At 60.9% G+C, this 19,244-nt stretch carries 20 protein-coding genes; 6 read left to right on the top strand and 14 right to left on the bottom strand.

What is annotated here, in order from left to right; all coding sequences use genetic code 11:
* Positions 1–127 precede the first annotated feature (127 nt).
* Together Thiosp_RS15565 and Thiosp_RS15560 are read left to right on the top strand one after the other, a co-directional pair.
* Complete coding sequence (locus tag Thiosp_RS15565; protein WP_201067135.1) at positions 128–1,024, top strand: DUF4338 domain-containing protein; 897 nt, start codon at positions 128–130, stop codon at positions 1,022–1,024.
* Positions 1,021–2,403 carry an IS4 family transposase gene (locus Thiosp_RS15560; RefSeq protein WP_323696528.1) on the top strand — a complete coding sequence of 461 codons (1,383 nt, stop codon included), beginning with the start codon at positions 1,021–1,023 and terminating at the stop codon, positions 2,401–2,403. Before Thiosp_RS15565 ends, Thiosp_RS15560 begins: the two co-directional genes overlap by 4 nt.
* 9 nt (positions 2,404–2,412) lie before the next feature.
* Here the strand turns inward: Thiosp_RS15560 and Thiosp_RS15555 are convergent, their stop codons facing one another.
* From Thiosp_RS15555 to Thiosp_RS15515, 9 genes are all read right to left on the bottom strand, one after another.
* Entirely contained in the window at positions 2,413–2,598 is a 186-nt protein-coding gene (locus Thiosp_RS15555; protein WP_201067138.1) for a CPXCG motif-containing cysteine-rich protein, read from the bottom strand.
* Between the two features lie 15 nt (positions 2,599–2,613).
* Positions 2,614–3,471, bottom strand: a complete 858-nt coding sequence (locus tag Thiosp_RS15550; protein WP_201067140.1) for a metallophosphoesterase family protein — start codon at positions 3,469–3,471, stop codon at positions 2,614–2,616.
* A 256-nt stretch (positions 3,472–3,727) separates the two neighbouring features.
* Positions 3,728–4,063: a Na+/H+ antiporter subunit G gene (locus Thiosp_RS15545; protein ID WP_201067142.1), complete on the bottom strand. Its 336-nt coding sequence runs from the start codon at positions 4,061–4,063 to the stop codon at positions 3,728–3,730.
* Between the two features lie 14 nt (positions 4,064–4,077).
* Positions 4,078–4,350 carry a K+/H+ antiporter subunit F gene (locus Thiosp_RS15540; protein WP_201067144.1) on the bottom strand — a complete coding sequence of 91 codons (273 nt, stop codon included), beginning with the start codon at positions 4,348–4,350 and terminating at the stop codon, positions 4,078–4,080.
* Positions 4,347–4,856 (bottom strand): Na+/H+ antiporter subunit E, encoded by a 510-nt coding sequence (locus Thiosp_RS15535; RefSeq protein ID WP_201067146.1) that lies wholly within the window; start codon positions 4,854–4,856, stop codon positions 4,347–4,349. Before Thiosp_RS15535 ends, Thiosp_RS15540 begins: the two co-directional genes overlap by 4 nt.
* Positions 4,853–6,439, bottom strand: a complete 1,587-nt coding sequence (locus Thiosp_RS15530) for a monovalent cation/H+ antiporter subunit D (protein WP_201067147.1) — start codon at positions 6,437–6,439, stop codon at positions 4,853–4,855. The genes Thiosp_RS15535 and Thiosp_RS15530 overlap by 4 nt, the downstream gene beginning before the upstream one ends.
* Positions 6,436–6,771 (bottom strand): Na+/H+ antiporter subunit C, encoded by a 336-nt coding sequence (locus tag Thiosp_RS15525; protein WP_201067148.1) that lies wholly within the window; start codon positions 6,769–6,771, stop codon positions 6,436–6,438. Before Thiosp_RS15525 ends, Thiosp_RS15530 begins: the two co-directional genes overlap by 4 nt.
* The gene (locus tag Thiosp_RS15520) at positions 6,771–9,629 is read right to left on the bottom strand and encodes a monovalent cation/H+ antiporter subunit A (RefSeq protein ID WP_201067149.1); all 2,859 of its coding nucleotides are present in this window, start codon (positions 9,627–9,629) and stop codon (positions 6,771–6,773) included. Before Thiosp_RS15520 ends, Thiosp_RS15525 begins: the two co-directional genes overlap by 1 nt.
* Entirely contained in the window at positions 9,626–10,243 is a 618-nt protein-coding gene (locus tag Thiosp_RS15515; RefSeq protein WP_201067150.1) for a DUF502 domain-containing protein, read from the bottom strand. Before Thiosp_RS15515 ends, Thiosp_RS15520 begins: the two co-directional genes overlap by 4 nt.
* A gap of 395 nt (positions 10,244–10,638) precedes the next feature.
* Here Thiosp_RS15515 and Thiosp_RS15510 point away from each other — a divergent pair, with 395 nt between their 5' ends.
* The 3 genes from Thiosp_RS15510 (at position 10,639) to Thiosp_RS15500 (ending at position 13,589) form a co-directional block, all read left to right on the top strand.
* Positions 10,639–12,099 carry a TrkH family potassium uptake protein gene (locus tag Thiosp_RS15510; protein ID WP_201067151.1) on the top strand — a complete coding sequence of 487 codons (1,461 nt, stop codon included), beginning with the start codon at positions 10,639–10,641 and terminating at the stop codon, positions 12,097–12,099.
* Positions 12,096–12,758, top strand: coding sequence for a potassium channel family protein (locus Thiosp_RS15505; RefSeq protein ID WP_201067152.1), 663 nt, complete (start codon positions 12,096–12,098; stop codon positions 12,756–12,758). Before Thiosp_RS15510 ends, Thiosp_RS15505 begins: the two co-directional genes overlap by 4 nt.
* Positions 12,759–13,457: 699 nt before the next feature.
* Positions 13,458–13,589: a diguanylate cyclase gene (locus tag Thiosp_RS15500; protein WP_201067186.1), complete on the top strand. Its 132-nt coding sequence runs from the start codon at positions 13,458–13,460 to the stop codon at positions 13,587–13,589.
* Here the strand turns inward: Thiosp_RS15500 and Thiosp_RS15495 are convergent.
* The 5 genes from Thiosp_RS15495 to Thiosp_RS15475 form a co-directional block, all read right to left on the bottom strand.
* Positions 13,561–14,286 carry a P-loop NTPase family protein gene (locus tag Thiosp_RS15495; protein ID WP_201067155.1) on the bottom strand — a complete coding sequence of 242 codons (726 nt, stop codon included), beginning with the start codon at positions 14,284–14,286 and terminating at the stop codon, positions 13,561–13,563. The two genes, Thiosp_RS15500 and Thiosp_RS15495, sit on opposite strands and share 29 nt — an antisense overlap.
* Positions 14,287–15,013: 727 nt before the next feature.
* Positions 15,014–15,406: a MoaF-related domain-containing protein gene (locus Thiosp_RS15490; RefSeq protein WP_201067157.1), complete on the bottom strand. Its 393-nt coding sequence runs from the start codon at positions 15,404–15,406 to the stop codon at positions 15,014–15,016.
* A 42-nt stretch (positions 15,407–15,448) separates the two neighbouring features.
* Positions 15,449–16,126, bottom strand: a complete 678-nt coding sequence (locus Thiosp_RS15485; protein WP_201067159.1) for a DUF429 domain-containing protein — start codon at positions 16,124–16,126, stop codon at positions 15,449–15,451.
* Positions 16,127–16,351: 225 nt separating this feature from the next.
* Entirely contained in the window at positions 16,352–16,720 is a 369-nt protein-coding gene (locus Thiosp_RS15480; protein WP_201067161.1) for a hypothetical protein, read from the bottom strand.
* A 139-nt stretch (positions 16,721–16,859) separates the two neighbouring features.
* Positions 16,860–18,026, bottom strand: coding sequence for an IS4 family transposase (locus Thiosp_RS15475; protein WP_201067164.1), 1,167 nt, complete (start codon positions 18,024–18,026; stop codon positions 16,860–16,862).
* Between the two features lie 830 nt (positions 18,027–18,856).
* Here Thiosp_RS15475 and Thiosp_RS15470 point away from each other — a divergent pair.
* The gene (locus tag Thiosp_RS15470) at positions 18,857–19,126 is read left to right on the top strand and encodes a nitroreductase family protein (RefSeq protein WP_242518624.1); all 270 of its coding nucleotides are present in this window, start codon (positions 18,857–18,859) and stop codon (positions 19,124–19,126) included.
* The last annotated feature ends 118 nt before the right edge of the window (positions 19,127–19,244 follow it).

The raw sequence follows: 19,244 nt of genomic DNA, 5'->3' as shown, positions 1-19,244 counted from the left end.
AACGCAGTGGGTTAGTCACATACCATTACCCATATCTCCCCGCTCCCAGCGTCGCCGGGGGCTGGACACAGCTACCGAGATCTGCTGAGATGCCGTCCCATCCTCATCACCGACGGGACGGGAGACCATGGACCAAGCCATTCCAAGCCGCCTATGTGGGCGCCCCTTCGACGAGACCGACTTAGCGCGGATCCGCCACGAGATCACGCTGGCGCAGCCGCCGCTGCGCGCGGAGATTGCGCGGCGGGTGTGTCGCGCGCTGGACTGGACCGATATCCAAGGCCGCCCGAAGCTCATGAGTGCCCGCGTGGGGCTGCTGCGTCTGCATCGCGCCGGACTCATCGCGCTGCCGCCACCGAGCTGGGGCAATGGCAATGGGCGGCGCTTCGTACCGCGCCCCGAGACCTGCCCCGAGACCTGCCCCGAACCGGTCCCAGTGTCCGGCCCGCTGCGCGCGCTCAGCGGCTTGCACTTGGCGTCTGTGGGTGACCGACGTGCCTCGCACGTATGGAACAGCTTGATCGAGCGCTACCACTACCTCGGCTACAGCCCACTGCCCGGAGCGCAGCTGCGCTACCTGATCCAATGGGATGGCGGCCTGCTCGGCGCCATCGGCTTTGGTGCGGCGGCCTGGACAGTCGCCGCCCGCGACCGCTGGATTGGCTGGATGCCCGCGCAGCGCCAAGCGCACTTGGGGCGCGTGCTCAACAACGCCCGCTTCCTGATCCTGCCCTGGGTGCAGGTCAAACACCTCGCCTCCAAGGTGCTGTCCTTGGCCGCGCGACAAGTCGCTGTCGACTTTCCTGCCCGCTACGGCGAGCGCGTCGTGCTGCTGGAGACCTTCGTCGAGACCCCGCGCTTTGCCGGTACCTGTTACCGCGCCGCCAACTGGCAGTATCTGGGCGAGACCACCGGACGGGGCAAGACCGACCGCACCCATCAGGCCGCGCTGGCGCGCAAAGCCGTCTATGTCTATCCGCTCTCGGGCGATTTCCGCGCCGCCCTGGGGGTGGTGGTGGCATGAGCGCGCCTGAATCCAAGCTGGCCGCGGAACTGAAGAATATCTCCCTGGGTGATCAGCGCCTGAATCACCGCGCCCAACAGGTGCTTGAAACCCTCGGTGCCAAGCCGACACAGAGCATCCCCGGGGCCTGCAATGGCTGGTATGAGACCCGGGCCGCCTATCGCTTTTTCGATCATCCCAGGGTCACCGCCGAGCAGGTGCTCGCCCCTCATTTCGCCTGCACTGAAGCACGTCTGCGCGAACATCCCCGGGTGCTGTGCATTCAAGATACCAGCGAGCTGGACTTCTCGAGCAAAAAAGGCATCGCCGGTCTTGGGCCGCTGAACTTTGAGAGCCGCTATGGGATGTTCATCCATCCCACCTTGGCGGTCACGCCCGAGCGCGTCGCGCTGGGGCTGCTCGACTTGCACACCTTCACGCGCGAGCCCGGGAGCTTAGGCCAGGACAAAGACCCATGGCGCCCGCTGGAGGAGAAAGAAAGCGTGCGCTGGGTCGATGGCTACGGGCGCGTCAATGCGCTGGCCGAGCAACTGAGCGACACGCGCTTGACCTATGTTGCCGATCGCGAGGGCGACATCTACGACCTGTTTGTTGAAGCCCCTATTCCCGAACATAGCGCTGACTGGCTGGTACGGGTGCAGCATCGCGACCGCTGCTTGGCCGATGGCAGAAAGCTCAATGAGGCCCTGGACGCCGCTGCGGTGCTCACCGAGATCACCTTCGAGCGTCCCGCCACCAAGGGGGCCAAAGCACGCCAGGTCAAGCAGGAGATCAAGGTGGTGCGCGTGACCCTGAAGGCACCCTGGCGCCCGGATCGCACCTTGCCCGATGTCACGGTCACGGCCTTGCTCGCCACCGAGGTCAATCCACCCGCCGGCGAGGAGCCACTCAACTGGCTGTTGCTGACCAATCTGGCGGTGCAGAGCGCCGAGGAGGCCATCGAGACGCTCTCCTGGTATCTTTGCAGGTGGCAAGTGGAGATTTTTTTCCGGATCTTAAAAAGCGGCTGCCGCATCGAGGAGCTGCAACTCGAGACGCGCGAGCGCCTGGAGCCGGCGCTCGCTCTGTACATGATCATCGCCTGGCGGGTGCTGTACCTGACCATGCTCGGGCGCGAGTGCCCGGAGCTGCCGTGCGGTGCGGTCTTTGCCGAGGAGGAATGGAAGGCGGTCTATCTGGTCACCCAGCGCCAAGCCCCACCCGAGCAGCCACCCTCGCTCGATACCATGGTGCGTATGGTCGCGACCCTCGGTGGCTTTCTCAACCGCAAATCCGATGGGTTCCCGGGACCGAAGACGCTCTGGATTGGGTTGCAGCGCATCCCCGATTTTGTCATGGCGCTGGAGGCTTACCGCAGCGTCGGGGATAGTTATGGGTAATGGTATGGGTTAGTCATCCTCGCGGTAGGCATTCAATTGCACCAGCTTGCCCCAGCCATTCATCTCGGCATGGAATTCTATCGGTCGGCAACAGATCGGGCAATCCTCGATAAAATGATGGCTGTCCCAGCCATCGACTTCGGTCGTGATGGTTTCGCCACAATAGGGACATTGCACCAGGGTTTGTTCAAGCATGATCAATGCGCTTGATTAGTGCACAGGCGGATCGGTCTGCGGAACCTGCTCGACAGGCGCGACCGGCTCGCCCGGACCGCGCGGCGGGGTCGCATCCTCGGGCACGTCACCGATCATCATCTCTGGCGTGGCGTGATCCTCAAGATTGCGCACGGTGACGCGCAGTTCTTCGCCATCCCAACGCAGTTCATTGAAACTCGGCGGGGTGGAACGTAGCCGCCGCGACAGGGTGCCGGCACCAATCATGCGCACCGGCCCCTCCGGGGTCTTCTCGGTGAGGTCGAAAGCGTCATGGACATGGCCTGAAAGCACCGCCAGCACCGGGCGCTTGGCTAGTTCCGTCAGCGCCTTCTGACCGTGGCGGGTCAGGGCGGTACCCTTGGTGCCGACTTCGCGCAGGGGATGGTGGGCCATCACCAGCGCGCGTGTCCCTTGGGGCAGGGCGTCGAGCGTAGCGAGACAGCGCTCGAGCGCCGCTTCGGTCACCCAGCCTTTTGACCAGTTCAGACGTGGCTGCCAGCGAGCCACTGTCTTGAGCGGCACCAGGATCAGCCCGGGCAAGTTGATTTCCACCTCCACCTTGTCTGCGATGGCCTGTATCCGCTGGTAGGGATCGAAAAAACGCTGGATTGGGTTGAAATACGGCAGATCGTGATTGCCCACCTCGACTGTGACCGGCGCCTCGAGCGCGCGGATCCAGGCACAGGCCGCGTCGAATTCGTGCTGCCTGGCGCGCATGGTCAGATCGCCGGTGATCGCCACTGCATCAGGACGCTGATCGGCGATTTCCTGCCTCGCCCAGGCGAGCGCGCGAGGATCCTCGAACCCGAAATGGATGTCGCTTAGGTGGAACAGCACGGAAGGATCAGGCATCGACACAGCTCCTTGGGTCAGGTCATGGGTGGATAATGTAACCTGGCTTACGCAAACCCGGTGCCAGTCGTGTTGCTCAGCCAACGCGGCTGGCTCGACGTCGGTCTGACTTCAGCTCGATTCCACCAGGGTACAGATGGCCTGAGGGTCATCAAGCAAGAAGACCAGGCTCGCTCCTATCGGGTTTTGAGGACATGTTCCATGACCACATGTTCCTTCCACAGAGCCACACAAAACTTGCCCGTAACGTATTGATTTATAAATTTGCGCTGTCGCGAAACGCCCGAGGGATCGCCGCGATCGAGCGAACCCGCAGATGCAGCGCCGCCTTGGCGAGCAAGTTGGCACTGACCGGGGCGGTCATGAAAAGAAAGACCGTGACCAGCAGCTCATGCAGCGCCAGCCTCTCGCTCTGGGAGCTGAAGTGCAGGCTCGATGCGACGAGCATGGCGCCGATGCCCAGGGTGGTCGCCTTGGTCGGCCCGTGCAGCCGGGTGAAGAAGTCCGGCAGCCGGGCAAGACCGATGGAGCCGATGAGCGCGAAGGCGGTCCCGAGCAGCACCAGCGCCGAGACCAGAAGATCGATGAGCATGGCTGTCCCCTCCTCTAGTCGATGATGCTGCCGCGCACCAGATAGCGGCAGAACGCGGCGGTGGCGAGAAATCCAAGCAGCGCCAGCACCAGGGCCGATTCGAAATAGAGCTGGCTGTCGAACTGGATACCGAGCAGCACCAGGAGCGCGATGCTGTCGATGTAGAGGGTATCGAGTGCCAGCACGCGGTCGGGCATGTCCGGTCCTCGCAACAGCCCCCAGAGATTGAGCAATAGAGCCAGAGTGATCATGGCCAGAGCGACCGGCATCACGAGCGCTAGAATCATCGGAAGATCTCCATCAGCGGTTGTTCATAACGCTGCTTCAGGTCCCGGCACAGCCGCTCCGAGGCCCCCTCGGCATCGCCACCGTCGAGTGAATGGACCAGCAGGAGGGTGCGGCCGTCATCCGCCGGGCGGCGCAGATCCGCCGAGACGGTGCCCGGTGTCAGCGAGATAGTGCTCGCGAACAGATAGATCGCGAAGGGATCCTCGAGCGCGAGCGGCAACTCGACGAAGAAGGGCTGCGCACGCCGTCGCGGATCGAGCACCAGCGCGGCAACGCGAACGTTGGCCGTCAGGATGTCCAGGCCGAGCCGCCACAGATAGCGGACGATCAGCCATGGTCGGCCGGGGCGTCGGTGCCTCGGCCAGAACCCTGCCGTGACGCCGGTGATGAGCGCCGCCAGCAGGGCACCCAACAGCACCTGCCCCGGCGCAACGCTACCGACCAGCAGCAGCCACAGCGCAAGCAGCGCCAGCGTGGTCAGTGGGAAACGCAGCCAGGTCATCATCGGTGGGCGCCCTCCTCGTTCACGGCGGATGTGCGGGGTACGAGCCCCGCGACGGCAGCGACATACTCGCCGTTGTCCAGGGTCTGGCGCGCGGTCGCCAGCGTGAAACTGGTCAGCGGTCCGGCGAACATCATCAGGAGCGGGCTAGCCGCGAGCAGTGCCGATGTGCCGACGAGCGCGGGGCGCGCCAATCCGGATCGGCACGCCACCGCGTTCGCCGCGGAGCCCTGCCGCGAGGCCGAACCCCGGCGGCGCCAGAGCAAGAGCACGCCGGCACGGGAGACCCCCAGCAGCACCACGAAGCTGGAGCCAAGCACCGCCGCCCAGATCCAAGGCCAGACTGCCGGACCGGTCGCAGCCAAGTCCTGGACCGCGATCAGGATCCACGCCTTGCCGAGAAAACCGCTCAGCGGCGGCAGCCCGGCGATGGCGATCGCCCCGAGCAGAAAGAGCGGCGCCAGGATCCGAGCGTCGCGCGGCGGGTCGCCGATGATCAACCGATCGCCTTGAGCGCGTCCATTGGCGACCAGGTCCGCGAGCATGAACAGCCCGGCGGTGATGAGCGTGGTATGGACGAGGTAATAGAGGGCCGCCGCCAGCCCTTGGGCCGTGCCCGGCGCGATGCCGGCCAACAGGGTGCCCATCGAGAGCATGACCAGATAGCCGATCATGGTCCCGAGTCGCGTGCTGGCCAGGGCGCCCAGACTGCCGGCGGTGATGGTCAGGACCGCAGCCCCCGTCAGCAGCCAGGTCGTGGACCCCGCGAAGCCCGATCCCGAACCGGTGTCCGGCACCAAACTGAGCAGCCGCAGCATGGCATAGAGCCCCACCTTGGTCAGGATGGCGAACAGCGCCGCCACCGGCGCCGACGCGGCCGCATAGGCGGGCACCATCCAGGCATGCAGCGGCGGCAGCGCGGCCTTGAGCGCGAAGACGGTGAACAGCAACAGCCCTCCGGCCCCGGCGAGCCTCGCATCGGCCGGTGTCAGTTGCCCCAGTCGAACCGCCAGATCGGCCAGATTCAGGGTGCCTGTGGCCGCATAGATCAGGGCCGCGCCGAGCAGGAACAGGGATGACCCGACCAGATTCAGCACCACGTAATGCAGCGCCGCACGGGTGCGCGCCGGACCGCCGCCGTGCATCAGCAGACCGTAGGAGGCGATCAGCAGCACTTCGAAAAAGACGAACAGATTGAACAGATCGCCGGTGAGGAAGGTACCGACCAACCCGAACAACTGAAACTGGAAGAGCGCATGGAAGTGACGTCCGGAGGCATCGAGGCCGCCGGACGCGTAGAGCAGCGCGGCGGTCCCGAGCAGTCCCGTCAGGGTCAGCATCAGTGCGGAGAGCCGGTCGCACACCAGCACGATGCCAAGGGGCGGCGGCCAGCCGCCGATGGCGGTCGCGAGGACGTCGCCCTGAGCGGTCAACGCCAACAAGTCGAGCGCCGCCGCGAGCACGCAGAGCGTGCCCAGCAGACCAATGAACCGCTGCACCGAAAGCGGCAGGCGCGCGCCGATCAGCAGCAGCGCGCCGAGTGCCAGCGGCAAGAGCAGCGGGAGCGGCAGCGAGGGCGCGTTCATGACTCTTCATCCCCTTGGCGCTCGTCGACCCGATCCGAGCCCAATTCGCTCAAGGCGCGGAGTGCGAGCATGAGCACGAAGGCGGTCATGGCGAAGCCGATCACGATCGCCGTCAGCACCAGGGCCTGGGGCAGCGGGTCGGCATAGGGTGGGCCGGAGGCGATCAAAGGTGGCTGATCGACGTGCAGCCCGCCGGCAGCGAAGACGAACAGATTGACGCCGTAGGACAGCAGCAGCAGACCCAGCACGACCGGGAAGCTGCGCGAGCGCAGCAACAGACAGATGCCGCAGCCGATCAGCAGACCGATCATGGTGGCGACCAGCCATTCCATCAGCCGGTCTCCCGAGAGGTGCCGATCGTCAGGGTATCGCGCCCGCTGTTCCCCAGTCGCCCGAGCGACTCCAGGATCAGCAGCAGCGTCCCGGTCACGACCAGCAGCACGCCGACATCGAAGATCAGGGTGCTGGTCAAGCGAAGCTCGCCGAGCAGCGGCAGGGTCCAGTGCAGCATCGCACTGGTCAGCAAGGGTTGATCGAACAGCAGCGCGCCGAGCCCGGTCAGGAGCGCAAGCAAGAGGCCGACGCCGATCAGACGCAGATAATCGGGGTGAAAGCGCGCGGCGGTCCAGCCGAATCCGTTCGCGACTTGCAGCAGGATCAGTGCCGCTCCGACCACCAGTCCGGCGACGAATCCGCCACCGGGGGCCTCGTGACCGCGCAGCAGCAGGAAGGCCGCGAGCATGAGCGCCGCCGGCAGCACCGGCCGCGCGACGGCGCTCAGCATCAAGGGATGGCGCGACTCGCGATCGAGCTCGCCGCCCCGCGCGGGAAGGCGCAACGTCAACCCCCGTGTCATGACGGCAATGCCGACGGCGGCGATGGCCAGCACGCTGATCTCGCCGAGCGTATCCAAGGCGCGGAAATCCACCAGAATGGCGTTGACGACGTTACCGGCGCCCGCCAGGGGCTCGGCGGCCTGCAGGTACCCCTCCGAGATCGGCTTGGCCGGACGCAGCATCATGAGGGCCGCGAGTACCGCGCTACCGATGCCGCCGATGACGGCCAGCAGAAGGTCGCGGCGCTGTCGCCAGCGCGGGGGCCTGAGGTCGAGACTGCTGGGCAGCAGGGTCAGGACCAACAGCAACAGCAAGGTCGTCACGATCTCCACGGACACTTGGGTCAGGGCCAGATCCGGCGCCGAGAAATGCACGAAGGCCAGGCTGACCACCAGGCCGATCACGCCCGTCAGCAAGAGTGCCCAGAGCCGATCGCCACGCCGCAGCACGACGCCCAGGGTGGACAGGGTCAGGATCGCGGCGGCGGCGAGGCTCGGGCCGTCGAGCGGCGTCGGCGTCACCGCAATCCAGCCAATCGGCACCCCATCCGGCGGCCGCGCCATGAGCCATCCCAGGGTCGCCATCAGGATCGCCGTCGCCACCAACCACGTCAGGTTCGTGGGCAACGACAGGGATTCGATCCGCTGGCGGGCACGGTAGGCCAGGCCAAGCAGGCGCGCACTCAGTCGCTGAAAACTCCGTGCACCACGCGCTGGTGGAAACCAGCGCGCATGCGCGGCGAACAAGGGGCGTCGGACAAGATAGAGCAGCAGGGCGCCACCGAGCGCCGCCAGACTCATCTGGAAGGCGGGCGACCATCCCTGCCAGAGCGATAGGTGATAGTCGGGGATGAAGCCGAGCACGCCGCGAGCGCCGAGGCTAAGCACGGGCCGCACGACCTGCTCCGGAAAGATCCCGACCAGGAGACAGACCGCGACCAAGACCTCGATCGGTAGGCGCATCAGACGCCTCGGCTCCCCTGGCGGCTTGGCCAGACCCAGGCGCTGGCCGTCGAAGCGTCCATTGAAAAAGACATCGCGGATCAGACGCAGCGAATAGGCCGCCGAAAAGGCCCCGCCCAGAATCGCCGCCGCCGGCATCAGCCATTGCAGCACCGGCCAGCCCGCGATGCGCGGGGAATCCAGGGTCTCGACAAAGAACATCTCCTTGCTGAGAAAACCGTTGAGCAGCGGTACGCCGGCCATCGAGGCCGCCGCGACCATGGCGAGCGTGCCCGTGATCGGCAGGAAAACGAACAGCCCGCTCAGACGCCGCAGATCGCGGGTTCCCGTTTCGTGGTCGATGATACCGGCCGCCATGAAGAGCGACGCCTTGAATACCGCATGGTTGATGGCGTGAAACAGCCCTGCGACCACACCGAGGGGCGTTCCGAGACCGATCAGGAAGACGATCAGGCCGAGATGACTGATGGTCGAATAGGCCAACAGCCCCTTCATGTCGTGCTTGAAGAGGGCAACATAGGCGCCGAACAGAAAGGTCGCGAGCCCGAAGCCGCCGACCAGCGCGAACCAGACCACGCCGTCGGCCAGGACCGGGAACAGCCGCGCAAGCAGAAAGACACCGGCCTTGACCATGGTGGCCGAGTGCAGATAGGCCGACACCGGGGTCGGCGCGGACATCGCCCCCGGCAGCCAGAAATGGAAGGGCACCTGAGCGGATTTGGTGAAGGCGCCAAGCAGGATGAGCAGCAGGATCGGCAGGTAGAGCGGATGGTTGCGGACCTGATCGCCAGCGGCCAGCACCTCGGTCAGCGACAGACTGCCGACGACGCTGCCGAGCAGGAGCACCCCGGCCAGGAGCGCCAGCCCCCCGGCACCGGTCACCAGCAAGGCCATGCGTGCGCCGCGCCGGGCGCCGGCGGTGGAGGGATCGAAACCGATCAGCAAGAAGGAAACGAGGCTGGTGAGTTCCCAGAACAGCACCAGCAACAGCAGGTTGTCCGAAAGCACGATGCCGAGCATCGCAAACTGAAAGGTCAGCAGCAGCGCATAGAACCGCCCGCGCGGGGCATCGGTCGGAAGGTAATAGCGGGCGTAGAGGTCGACCAGAAGCCCCATGCCGAGGATCAGCAGCGCGAACAGCAGGCTCAGCCCATCGCAACGAAGCGCCAGATCGAGCCCCATCGCTGGCAGCCACGCCCACTGCTGCAGCGGGATCGTGCCCTCGACGATCGCCGGCACCTGCAGCAAGAGGGCGACGAACGCCAGGGTGCTGGCGACGGCGGCCACGACCGAAGGGGCACGTTTCCAGCGACGTTCCGCCAGCGGCGCCAGGAGGGCACCGAGCAGCGGAGACAGCAGGATGGCGACGAGCGGCGGGGCGATTGCGATCATGGTTGACGCGCGATTTCGGCGCCGTTGCCGAGCGAACCGCCGGTGAGCACCGCGCGCATCGCACGGTCGGCGCCGACATCGAGTTCGGTGATCCGGTCGCGATCCAGATAGAGCGTGAAGCCGCCCAGCTGGTAGCTCATCGGCAAATACACGGCGACCAGATCTCCATCGGACGCGATGCCCGGCAATCCGGCGCGCTCCTGCATCACAAAGCCAACCAGCTTGACACCCTGGATATCGACGGCTACGGGGCGCCCCAGCTCCTCGTCGCCATCGTTGGCGAGGAATCTGGATACATCCTTGAGTCCTTGAAAGAGACTTTTCACCAGCGGGATACGATCGAGCACGCGCTCTGCGCGTTCCAGCAGCCAGCGCACCAGAAAGAGGTTGGCGAGCAGTCCGGCAACAAGCGTCAAGGCGACACCAGCGGCGAATCCCATACCGGGCAGGTACCAGCCAGCGGGAATCAGGACGCGCATCAGATCACCCATGAAGAGCTCCACGGAGCGGCCGAGCCACACCAGGAAGGCGATGGTGATGACGAGGGGCGCGAGCAGCGCCAGCCCCTGCAAGAACCACTTGCGCAACCTGCCGAATAGGTCTTTCTGGATCATGTTTCCTCTCAATGCGTTAGGGTGGAACACTTGGAGCGAATCTCGGCTTAAGCATAAGCACCCTGGATGCCAGGATGCCCCTCGCGGTCGGCTGGACGTCGATGCGCGCCCCTAAAGGGCATCCATCAATGGGATTAAGACGGTGGATAGGACCAGCGACAACGCAACTGATCGGGGCATATCACCCGATTCAGGTTCAATTGCACCACTGGACCATGCTCATGGCGAGCTGGACCGCTCTCATGGCGAGGGAGTTCACGGGCTTCAGGCGACGGCAGGCTATTTGCATTGGGACAGGCTATTTGCATTTGGAATCGTTGCATTTGGGATCGCAAAAGGCTGTCACCAGCCGACCACTCACATCGCCACGCCAGAGGCCAAACGAGACACGCTGAATGAAACAGGCCGCCGCCTATCTCATGCGCGCCGTGCGCCCGCGAATCCTGCTCGGCCTGATCGGGCGTCTGCTGATGACACTGGCGGCGCTCGGGGTCGTTCCGGTGCTGGTGTCGCTCGTCACCGACCATTCCCCATTGATGTGGCGTCTGGCCGCGACGAGCGCCCTCTTGGGGGGAGTGGGTTGGCCGCTCGCCCGGCTGCACCGAGGGGGAGACATTCAATGGAACGAGGCACTGGCCATCACCGGGCTAGCCTTCGTCCTGGCGCCGCTGGTCATGGTCTGGCCGCTCGTCGGTATCGACATCGCCCTGATCGATGCCTGGTTCGAGAGCGTGTCGGGCGTGACCACGACCGGTCTCACCACCCTGCGGGGCATGGCGGAGCGACCGACCGATTTCCTGTTTCTCAGGGCCTGGATGCAATGGTATGGCGGTCTGGGCATTGCCGCGTTCACGGTGGCGCTGATCATGCGCCACCACGCCGGCGCGCGGCGTCTGCTGGAGACCACCGGCGAATCGCTCACCGAAGCGGGGGCCCGCGAGCATGCACGGCACGTCTTCGTGGTCTATGCGGCACTCACGCTGATCGCGGTTGCTGCGGCCTGGGCGAGCGGTCTCAAGCCATTCTCGGCGCTGGTCCATGGGCTCGCGGCGGTGGCAACAGGCGGATTCGCGGCGACGGACCAGAACATCGCGCCGCTGCCCCCGGCGGCGGTCGCGGTGCTCAGTCTCGTCTGCGTCGCCGCCGCCATCAGCCTGCCGCTCTATGCCCGGCTGCCGCGACAGGGCCCGCGCGCCCTGCTCGGCGAACCCGAGGTGCGCGCGCTCTTCATCGCGATCCTGACTACCTCTGCCCTGCTCGCGGCAATCAACGCGACGCATGGCGATCTCGCCTGGCGGTCCGCCGTCGCCGATGGCCTGGTGCTCGGCGTCTCGGCACAGACCGATACCGGATTCAGCACCACCGACGTGGCCGCCCTGCCCCCAGCGGCACAGTTGGTGCTGATGGTCTCGATGGCGATCGGCGGTTGCACCGGCTCGACCGCGGGCGGCATCAAGCTGATCCGGCTGCTGATCCTGCTCCGGCTGATCCAGGTCGCGCTGCAACGCACCGCCACCTCGGAGCGGGCGGTCCTGGAGGTGCGTGTCGGCGGCGACCGGGTCGAGCCCGACATGATCGCCAGCGCACTGCAGCTGCTCGGTCTCTGGGCGTTGGTGCTGCTCCTGTCCTGGTTGATCTTCCTGGTGCAGGGTCAGCCACCCATGGCCAGCCTCTTCGAAGTGGTCTCGGCCACATCCAACGCCGGCCTCTCGGCCGGACTCACCGGACCTGACATGGCCCCATTGCTGAAACTCGTGCTGACGGTCGACATGCTGTTCGGGCGCGTCGAGATCCTGGCCCTGCTGGTCGTGTTCTATCTCCCCACCTGGATCGGAAGGAGGCGCGCATCCCCATGAGAACGGCATTCATCGGCACCAGCTCACTGACCCTGTCGACCGCCGAGACGCTGCTCGAGGTCGGACACGAGGTCATCATCATCGAGCGCGACCGCGCTCGTATCGAGACCCTCTCGGATCAGCTCGACGCCGGTTTCATCCATGGCGACGGCACCTCGCCGGATGTACTGAGCGATGCCGAACCCGAAAACACCGAGGTGCTCTTCTGTCTGGCCGAAAGCGACCAGACCAACATCCTGGCGAGCCTGATCGGACGCTCGCTGGGTTTCAAACGCGTCGTGACGCGTGTCAACAACCCCCAGTTCCAGCGCATCTGTCACGAACTGGGCCTTGAGGACAGCGTGATGCCCAACCGCGCGGTGGCCTCGCATCTGATGGGACTGCTGAGCGGCGAGAAATCGCTGGAGCTGTCGTCGCTGATCCGAGGCGACGCGGTAGTGTTCGATTTCATCGTCGGCGACGACGATGCCGGCCCCATCGACGAGCTGGAGTTGCCCGACCGTTGCCGCATCATCTGTCTCTATCGAAACGAAACCTTTCTGCTGCCCGAGAAAACGTCCAAATTGAAGTCCGGAGACGAGGTCATCCTGATCGCCCACCAGGACACCATTGAAAGCCTCCGCGAGCGCTGGCCTGCGGAGACCGAAGAACCCTCTTGAGACAATCGGCGCGGACGGCTCGATCCGCGCGAGCAGACTGCTATTTATCAACAGGTTAGCCGCCCGCCGCCAATGCGCCCGATCCGCACCACCGCTCCTGGACTTTGACCGAGCCACCTGAACTGGGAAATAGCGCTCGACGTGATGGACCTCGTGCCCGTAGAGCAGTCACCGAGCCGAGTCGCCTCAGCGACGCTGTTGCCAGGAGTTGACGCTCGTCTCATTGGTGCGAGTGACTTCTACACGCGGGAAGCGGACACGTTTCTCGTGCGAAGGTTTGTATTGCTCCTGACGTGACTTCTACACGCGGAAAGGAGTCAGTCGAGAGTCTGGGACGAGCGGCAAGTCACGACCCACAGCCGACTAAGGCCCCTCTTGCGGCATTAACCGGTTTTGAGCGGTAGCGGCCGCTTGGCCAAGTGTACTGCGCTTATCAATGACGCCGCACCCGTCAAGCCAAGCCACATCCACATCGGTAAACCTCCACACCTGCCGTTCGCTGTTGATCCTTCCCGCAGGCTGCCAGTCAGGAAGGAGGTGCCCGAACTAGTGCCGAGCGCTATCGTTTTGCCCTGTCGAGCATGACCCGTCCCCCGCTTCGGCCCGCTGCTACTCTTAGCGATCGGAGTCGCGCGCGCTCAATCTCGACAAAAGCGGTACCTGAGATTTTGCTTCTCGGCGATACGCTCCTAAAGGACAATCGGCAGTTGCTCGGACTCAACGCTTGCACCACTGATTGTCGACATCGACTTTTTCAAAAAGATCAACGACACCTACGAACATCCCGCGGGAGATGCCCTGCTCAAAGAGGTGGCGCAAGAGTCTCATTGATGCCCAGATTGTCGGGTGCGGATTGCTCAAACCAGAGTTTGGCGAACCGGATTTTTGACCAGTTCATATCCGGGGTCACGGATGTTTCAGTAGGCAAGCTTTTCTTCTGAATCGCTTTCTTTAGTACAGGGAAGGAGTATGGACGCGCGGTATTAAAAGGGCGGAGCATCACCTGCAAGCCGGCTTGGTGGAAGAACCAGGCCGCTTGCCAATGGACATGGACCTGCCAGGATACCCACTGTGGTGACAAAGCCAAGTCCACCAACCGCTGGTCGCCGCTCTTATAGCGATTGTTGCGGTTATCCGACAGCCATTCGGCTGGTGGGAGAATGAAGTCGAACACGAAACGGGATCGCCAGTCTGGTGCTAACACAAATTTCTTCTTCTTTGGCAGCTGCATGCGCCGATAATCAAGCGCAGGAAGATCGTTAAGTCCTTTCCAGTATTCGTCATAAACAGGCAATGCGCCATCGTGCCCCTGAAAAGGAAAAGCAAAATGAAGCTCCCGCGGTCGATAAGACAGCGGTTCCACTTTCCACCACTTGTCCTGAGAGATATCGATACCAACTTCCCCGGGGTAACCACCGATCTTTCTTATGAGATAGGACTTTCCACATCCCGGTGGACCCAGCACGATCCAGCTTTTGACTTTCATCTTTGCCGGATAGAGAATGCCTTTTCTGTCTTTCAGTTTCATCGCAGGTGCCCATGTACTGCGTTATTGCTCTCCAACTTGAGGTCGAGCAGCGCTTTATGATTGGTGTTGGCATTGACTAGCATATCGACCGCAGATGGCAAACTAATGCCCTAAACGTAGCATTCTATAAGGATTTAGTGACAGTTTGATGAGCTTTTGGGCATCGATCCGCGATTGGTCCAAAACAGCGTATTTCGCCGGGCGATTGCAGCTGATGAGGAAGAGCTAGGAGCACAGGGAAGGCGTACTCTTGGAAGTGCGAGCTAATTCCGTCCCGTCAGCGCCACCGGTTCCAGCACCTTGTCCGTTCTATCGGACCTCGAACGGCCGCTGCGTAGGCTGAGAGGAGGGCCCAAACAATCGAGCCCGTGCTCGGCCCGTCGCAAGGTGTGGTCCCAACCCCGCCCGCCAGTCCGCCCTGGCACTCCCTCACCATTGAATGTCAATCCTATGCTCCGGCATCGCTTGGAGCGGGTGGCAACGACCGTTGTTGGCCGGCAAGCGCCCTGCGAAGGATTCGGTGCTAATCCAGAAGAATCGCGAGCGCCGCGTCTTGCCTTTGGGGACGGTTGCCGACCCTCAGCGGACTAACGTCAAGCATAAGCCGACGCATACTGCGCCGCCCACGCACCCCGAAATTTGTTCCACCTCTCGATGGCGCAGTATGCGTTCATGGCGCAGTATGCGTTCGACTTGATGCGCATGTTATGTTCTTATTTCTGAAGCTCTACTTCTTTATCGAAACCGTACCCATATTTACAGACATACCACCTGCATTAGCATGGGTTGTTAATTTCCCTGTGTTTAGATCCATTAGATTATAGAACTGCATCCCGCTTTCTTCTTTCCATGAAAGAAAAATAATACCGTCACCAATTCTGCTTGAAAGATATGAATTATCTCCTTGACCTGGGCCTTCAAAACTTCCTTTTACCAGTTTCCAATGTAGCGACTTGTTTGAAGTTATCGCTATATCGTAAGCATAACTGCCATAGTCGAATAAGAATGTTTTCCCTATGATATTAGGTTCGATGTTTTCTACTTCATTATCTCCTGCAATGAGATTTGTTGAAGACAATGAGAATACTGTAAGCATTGCTATTGTTCTAATGGTGTTCATTTCTATCTCCAGTGATTCATTATTGAAACATAACGATGCCCATCAGCCGCGCGAGGTACGAGCGTCGGCTGCATGGACTTGTTGGGCATTCGGATCTCGAAACCAGACCCACCCTTCCCGCTTTACGGGCCAACCTGGATCGGGCGACAGCGCCAGTCCCGATAGGAAGTCACAAGCCGCCAACACGCAAATTACGGCGTCCAGACCATCCGAAGCGTACGATAAACATGGAATCTCCGTGTCGACGGTCACGAGCGCGTGGATCGCGTCCAAAACGCGTACCCGTTCAGACTCTCCGTTCTTCGCTTTATACCCCGAGGGATCAATGCCGTGAGCAATAAGGGTTGCAGCCGGATAGACCTCGATCACTCGTATGCCTGAAAACTCGGTGGTCCAGGCTAGCGGAATCTCGCGCTTGGTGCGTTTGCGTAGCCCGGCGATTAGTTCGAGTGCGGCAAATGCAGTTCGTGCGATCCTGTCGGCACCGACATCCAGTGACTGCTTCCCGATTGTGCGGCGGATGTATCGATCCGTCTCTCGACGGAAGAGGTTATGAGCCTCCACATCGAAAGCGTCTCCTGCCGCATGCGACTGCAGAGCGCGCGCCAGCGGAGCTGGCCAACCGAGTGGCGCGTCAAGAGCAAGCAACGTCGGTTCGGACCGCTTTTGGAGCCAATCAGCAACAACATCGATAGGTGCCCGCTTCGCCGAGCCGATCACCACCCTTTCGACAGCGCCTCCGCCGAGCCCAAATCCTCATAATGCCAGCCCGACATTCCCAGGATCCGACGCGCAATCAATTCCAACAATATTGGCAATCATCGCTTTCCAACCGGCGGCATTGCCCAACGATAACCATCACCGGCGCGCGCCTTTGGCGCGCCCGGTGAATGGTTATATTAGGTTCTTTTGCTTGCGCAGACGCTTACACAATGTGGATCATTTCTATTGCTTGATTGTGTTAACATCCAATGATATTTGTCCATTATCCTCAACTGATAGATTGTGGCTAACTATTAAATAGTTTATATCTGGATAAAGCTCTTTCTTCCTCTCAATTAAGATATCTGTTTGTTCTATTATTGAAGCAATATCCGTCGCATTGAATGCATCTGGCATTTGGTCAATTAACTTTCTCTCTATTTCTTCTCTTTTGACTTCAGTCGTTAGTGATACATTCCAAGAAAAAATTGCTAAATCAATTATTACTACAATTCGTTCACGTTTAGGGTATCTTCTAATCAATGGCTCTGCCATACGTAAAATGGCGTCAGAGATTTTTATAGGTGGAGATTTTTTGTATTTATTTATCATCTTGATCATCTTGCTTTGATATTACATATAGTAACTTGAATTCTTGCATTTTCCTTCCTCTTGTCTAGCCTAACAAGTAGTTCTCTGGTTTCCGGATAACTTCCCTGAACGGCATGTCATGCCACTAGTGTCCCAACGTTTAGTCGAATAAATTCAGCTGCTTAGAGTTATCCTGATCTGTGTATTTGCCGGGCGCATGGTCAAGTAGCTGATTTATAAGTACACGCTCGAACAGCGTCAGGCTCAAAACCTGTAGCAAACTATACAAACTTTCATTGATATTCAATCGTTTCTTTACAATTGCTACTAATACATCTGTCGCGATCGCTATCCAAATTTGCGATTTCACTGCATTTTCAGTCGTGCCATAGAAAGCTTTTATTCGAAGGTGTTGCTTGATCCATTTGAAAAATAGCTCTACGTACCAGCGATTCCGATAAAGCTCTGTGATCGTGAACGCTGGCAAAGCAAAGTTGTTCGTTAAGAAAACCAGTTCCTTATTCGTTGTGGGATCGATGAACTTGACGCGGCGAAGATGCTGAGGATAACGCAAGGCCGTATTGAGACCCGTTAGACAGACCGTTTGGTCACATCTCAATCCGGTTTTCTTATCGACCGGGCGAGAGTGCAATCGTCGCATTTTTGTATTTGATTTTGCGCGTATAACAAAAAAGGCACCGGCGAGTTGAAAACGATAAAGACGTTCAAAATCCAGATACGCCCGATCCATGACATAAAAAGCACCAGCCTCAATCGTCAGCAGATCTAGCGCCTTGACATCATTCAGCTTAGCATCAGAAATTGCGAGAAAAGTCGGTATGCTACCGCGCAGATCCAGTAATGTATGAAGTTTTATGCCAGCTTTGGTGCGGCGAAACGGCGCCCATGGAAAAACAGAAAGGCAAAGGTCGATTGTAGATGAATCAAAAGCGTAAACCGTTTGGCCAAGATCAAAGGCGAGAGCTTCGTTGATATAAAGATCACGAGCGACTTCAATTAATGCTCGAGTGAGGTCGGCATAAATTCGCCAATCGCGCACTTGGTTTGCATTAGCTAGAGTATTCCGCGATATACCTCCGCGAATACCCATGTGATAAAGCTTACTCAATTGCGCTCGCAGAGTCGTTTCAATATCTCGAAGACTTTCCCGATAGGTCAGTTGCGCAAACATCATGCATAGAAACTGATCGAGACAGGAGAATGATTTTATCTTATGGTTGCCACGATAACGCATAACGCACTGCCGAAAAACGGGCAATGGTAGATGCTCGGTTAACTGCGAGAAAACAAGTTTGCCGGTATACATTCGAAATTAGCCTCCAGTCGAAGATTCCGGACAGAGGCTGGGCGAAATTGGCCGGCGCGTTCAAGTCGATTTTTCTGAAAATCCCTAAAAGTTCTACATAAACAGTAAGAGAGAGCGTCCGTGTACGAAACGTTGGGACACTAGTGATGTCATGCAGAAGCACGAGACACCCGCCGACCGATGTGGATTGCCTGGATCGTCTTAGGGTGGTGGTGTCCCTTGAGACTTTAGCACAGGTCCCGTTGGGTCCGCTTGTGGCCGAGTCCTGCCGGATTGCCCGCAGAGTTGGGCGACAGCTGATGGGACAGAACGACCTCTGAGCCGAGCAGGCCGATTTTCCGCCTCCAGGATCGAAAAGTCATCGACCTGCAATCGACCGGTGGCCGCTTTAGAAGCCAGCAATCGACTTGCCTGACTCGGCGATCCTATTGGTCATGCTGACAAGTTGGCGTGCCGACGCAGCGCGACTCCCTTCGCTCACACCGGGAGTGCGATTTCTCGCCTCAGGATGCGCCGAGCCGCGCGACAGCGCGAGCAGGTCGATATCTGAGTGTCTCGGCCCGAGATCTGATGCCTACATCCTCGAATTGACGCGCCAGGCAGCTAGAACGTGATGACAGACGCACGGCTGAGACAGGTCTATGCCTATCGTTTCGACAGCAAGCACCGCCCCGAGCGCTATGCGCCCGGACCCGGAGGCCTGGACTGGGCGACTCAACCCCATCCCTTTCGCTCTTTTGAGGGCGCGCCACGCATTCCGTTGCCGCTCGCCAGCGACGGCGGACCTGCGTTCGCAGCCATCCGAGCGGACGAACGACCGGCACCGACGAGTGTCGATCTCCAGCGGCAATCGGCATCCGACCGCAGGCTATCTCATCACAGCGGGCTGTCCGGGACTGGCTGGCGGGGTCTACCACAGCCACGATCATTGTCTGGAACGGCGCGGCATCGACGTCGAAGGGTCCGGCGACACAAGGGAGGCGCGCGGTGTCATCCTCGCCATGACCAGCGTTCATTGGCGTGAAGCCTGGAAATACGGGCTGCGCGCCTATCGCTATTGTCAGCAGGTCGCGGCTGCTTGGTCGGACTTAACGGCGTGAGCGATGGGCTCTGGCTCTGTATCGCCTGAGCGGGACGTGCGACACGAGGTCGCACGCGTATCGATCAAAGGGCAGGATTCGGTGCTCTGCCACCGGTGGCCTATCGTTAGGACGACAT

This window comes from Thiorhodovibrio litoralis, from assembly GCF_033954455.1.
Classification (GTDB): domain Bacteria; phylum Pseudomonadota; class Gammaproteobacteria; order Chromatiales; family Chromatiaceae; genus Thiorhodovibrio; species Thiorhodovibrio litoralis.
The sequence above is the reverse complement of the archived record's forward strand: the minus strand, read 5'-3'. Positions and strand labels throughout refer to the sequence as shown.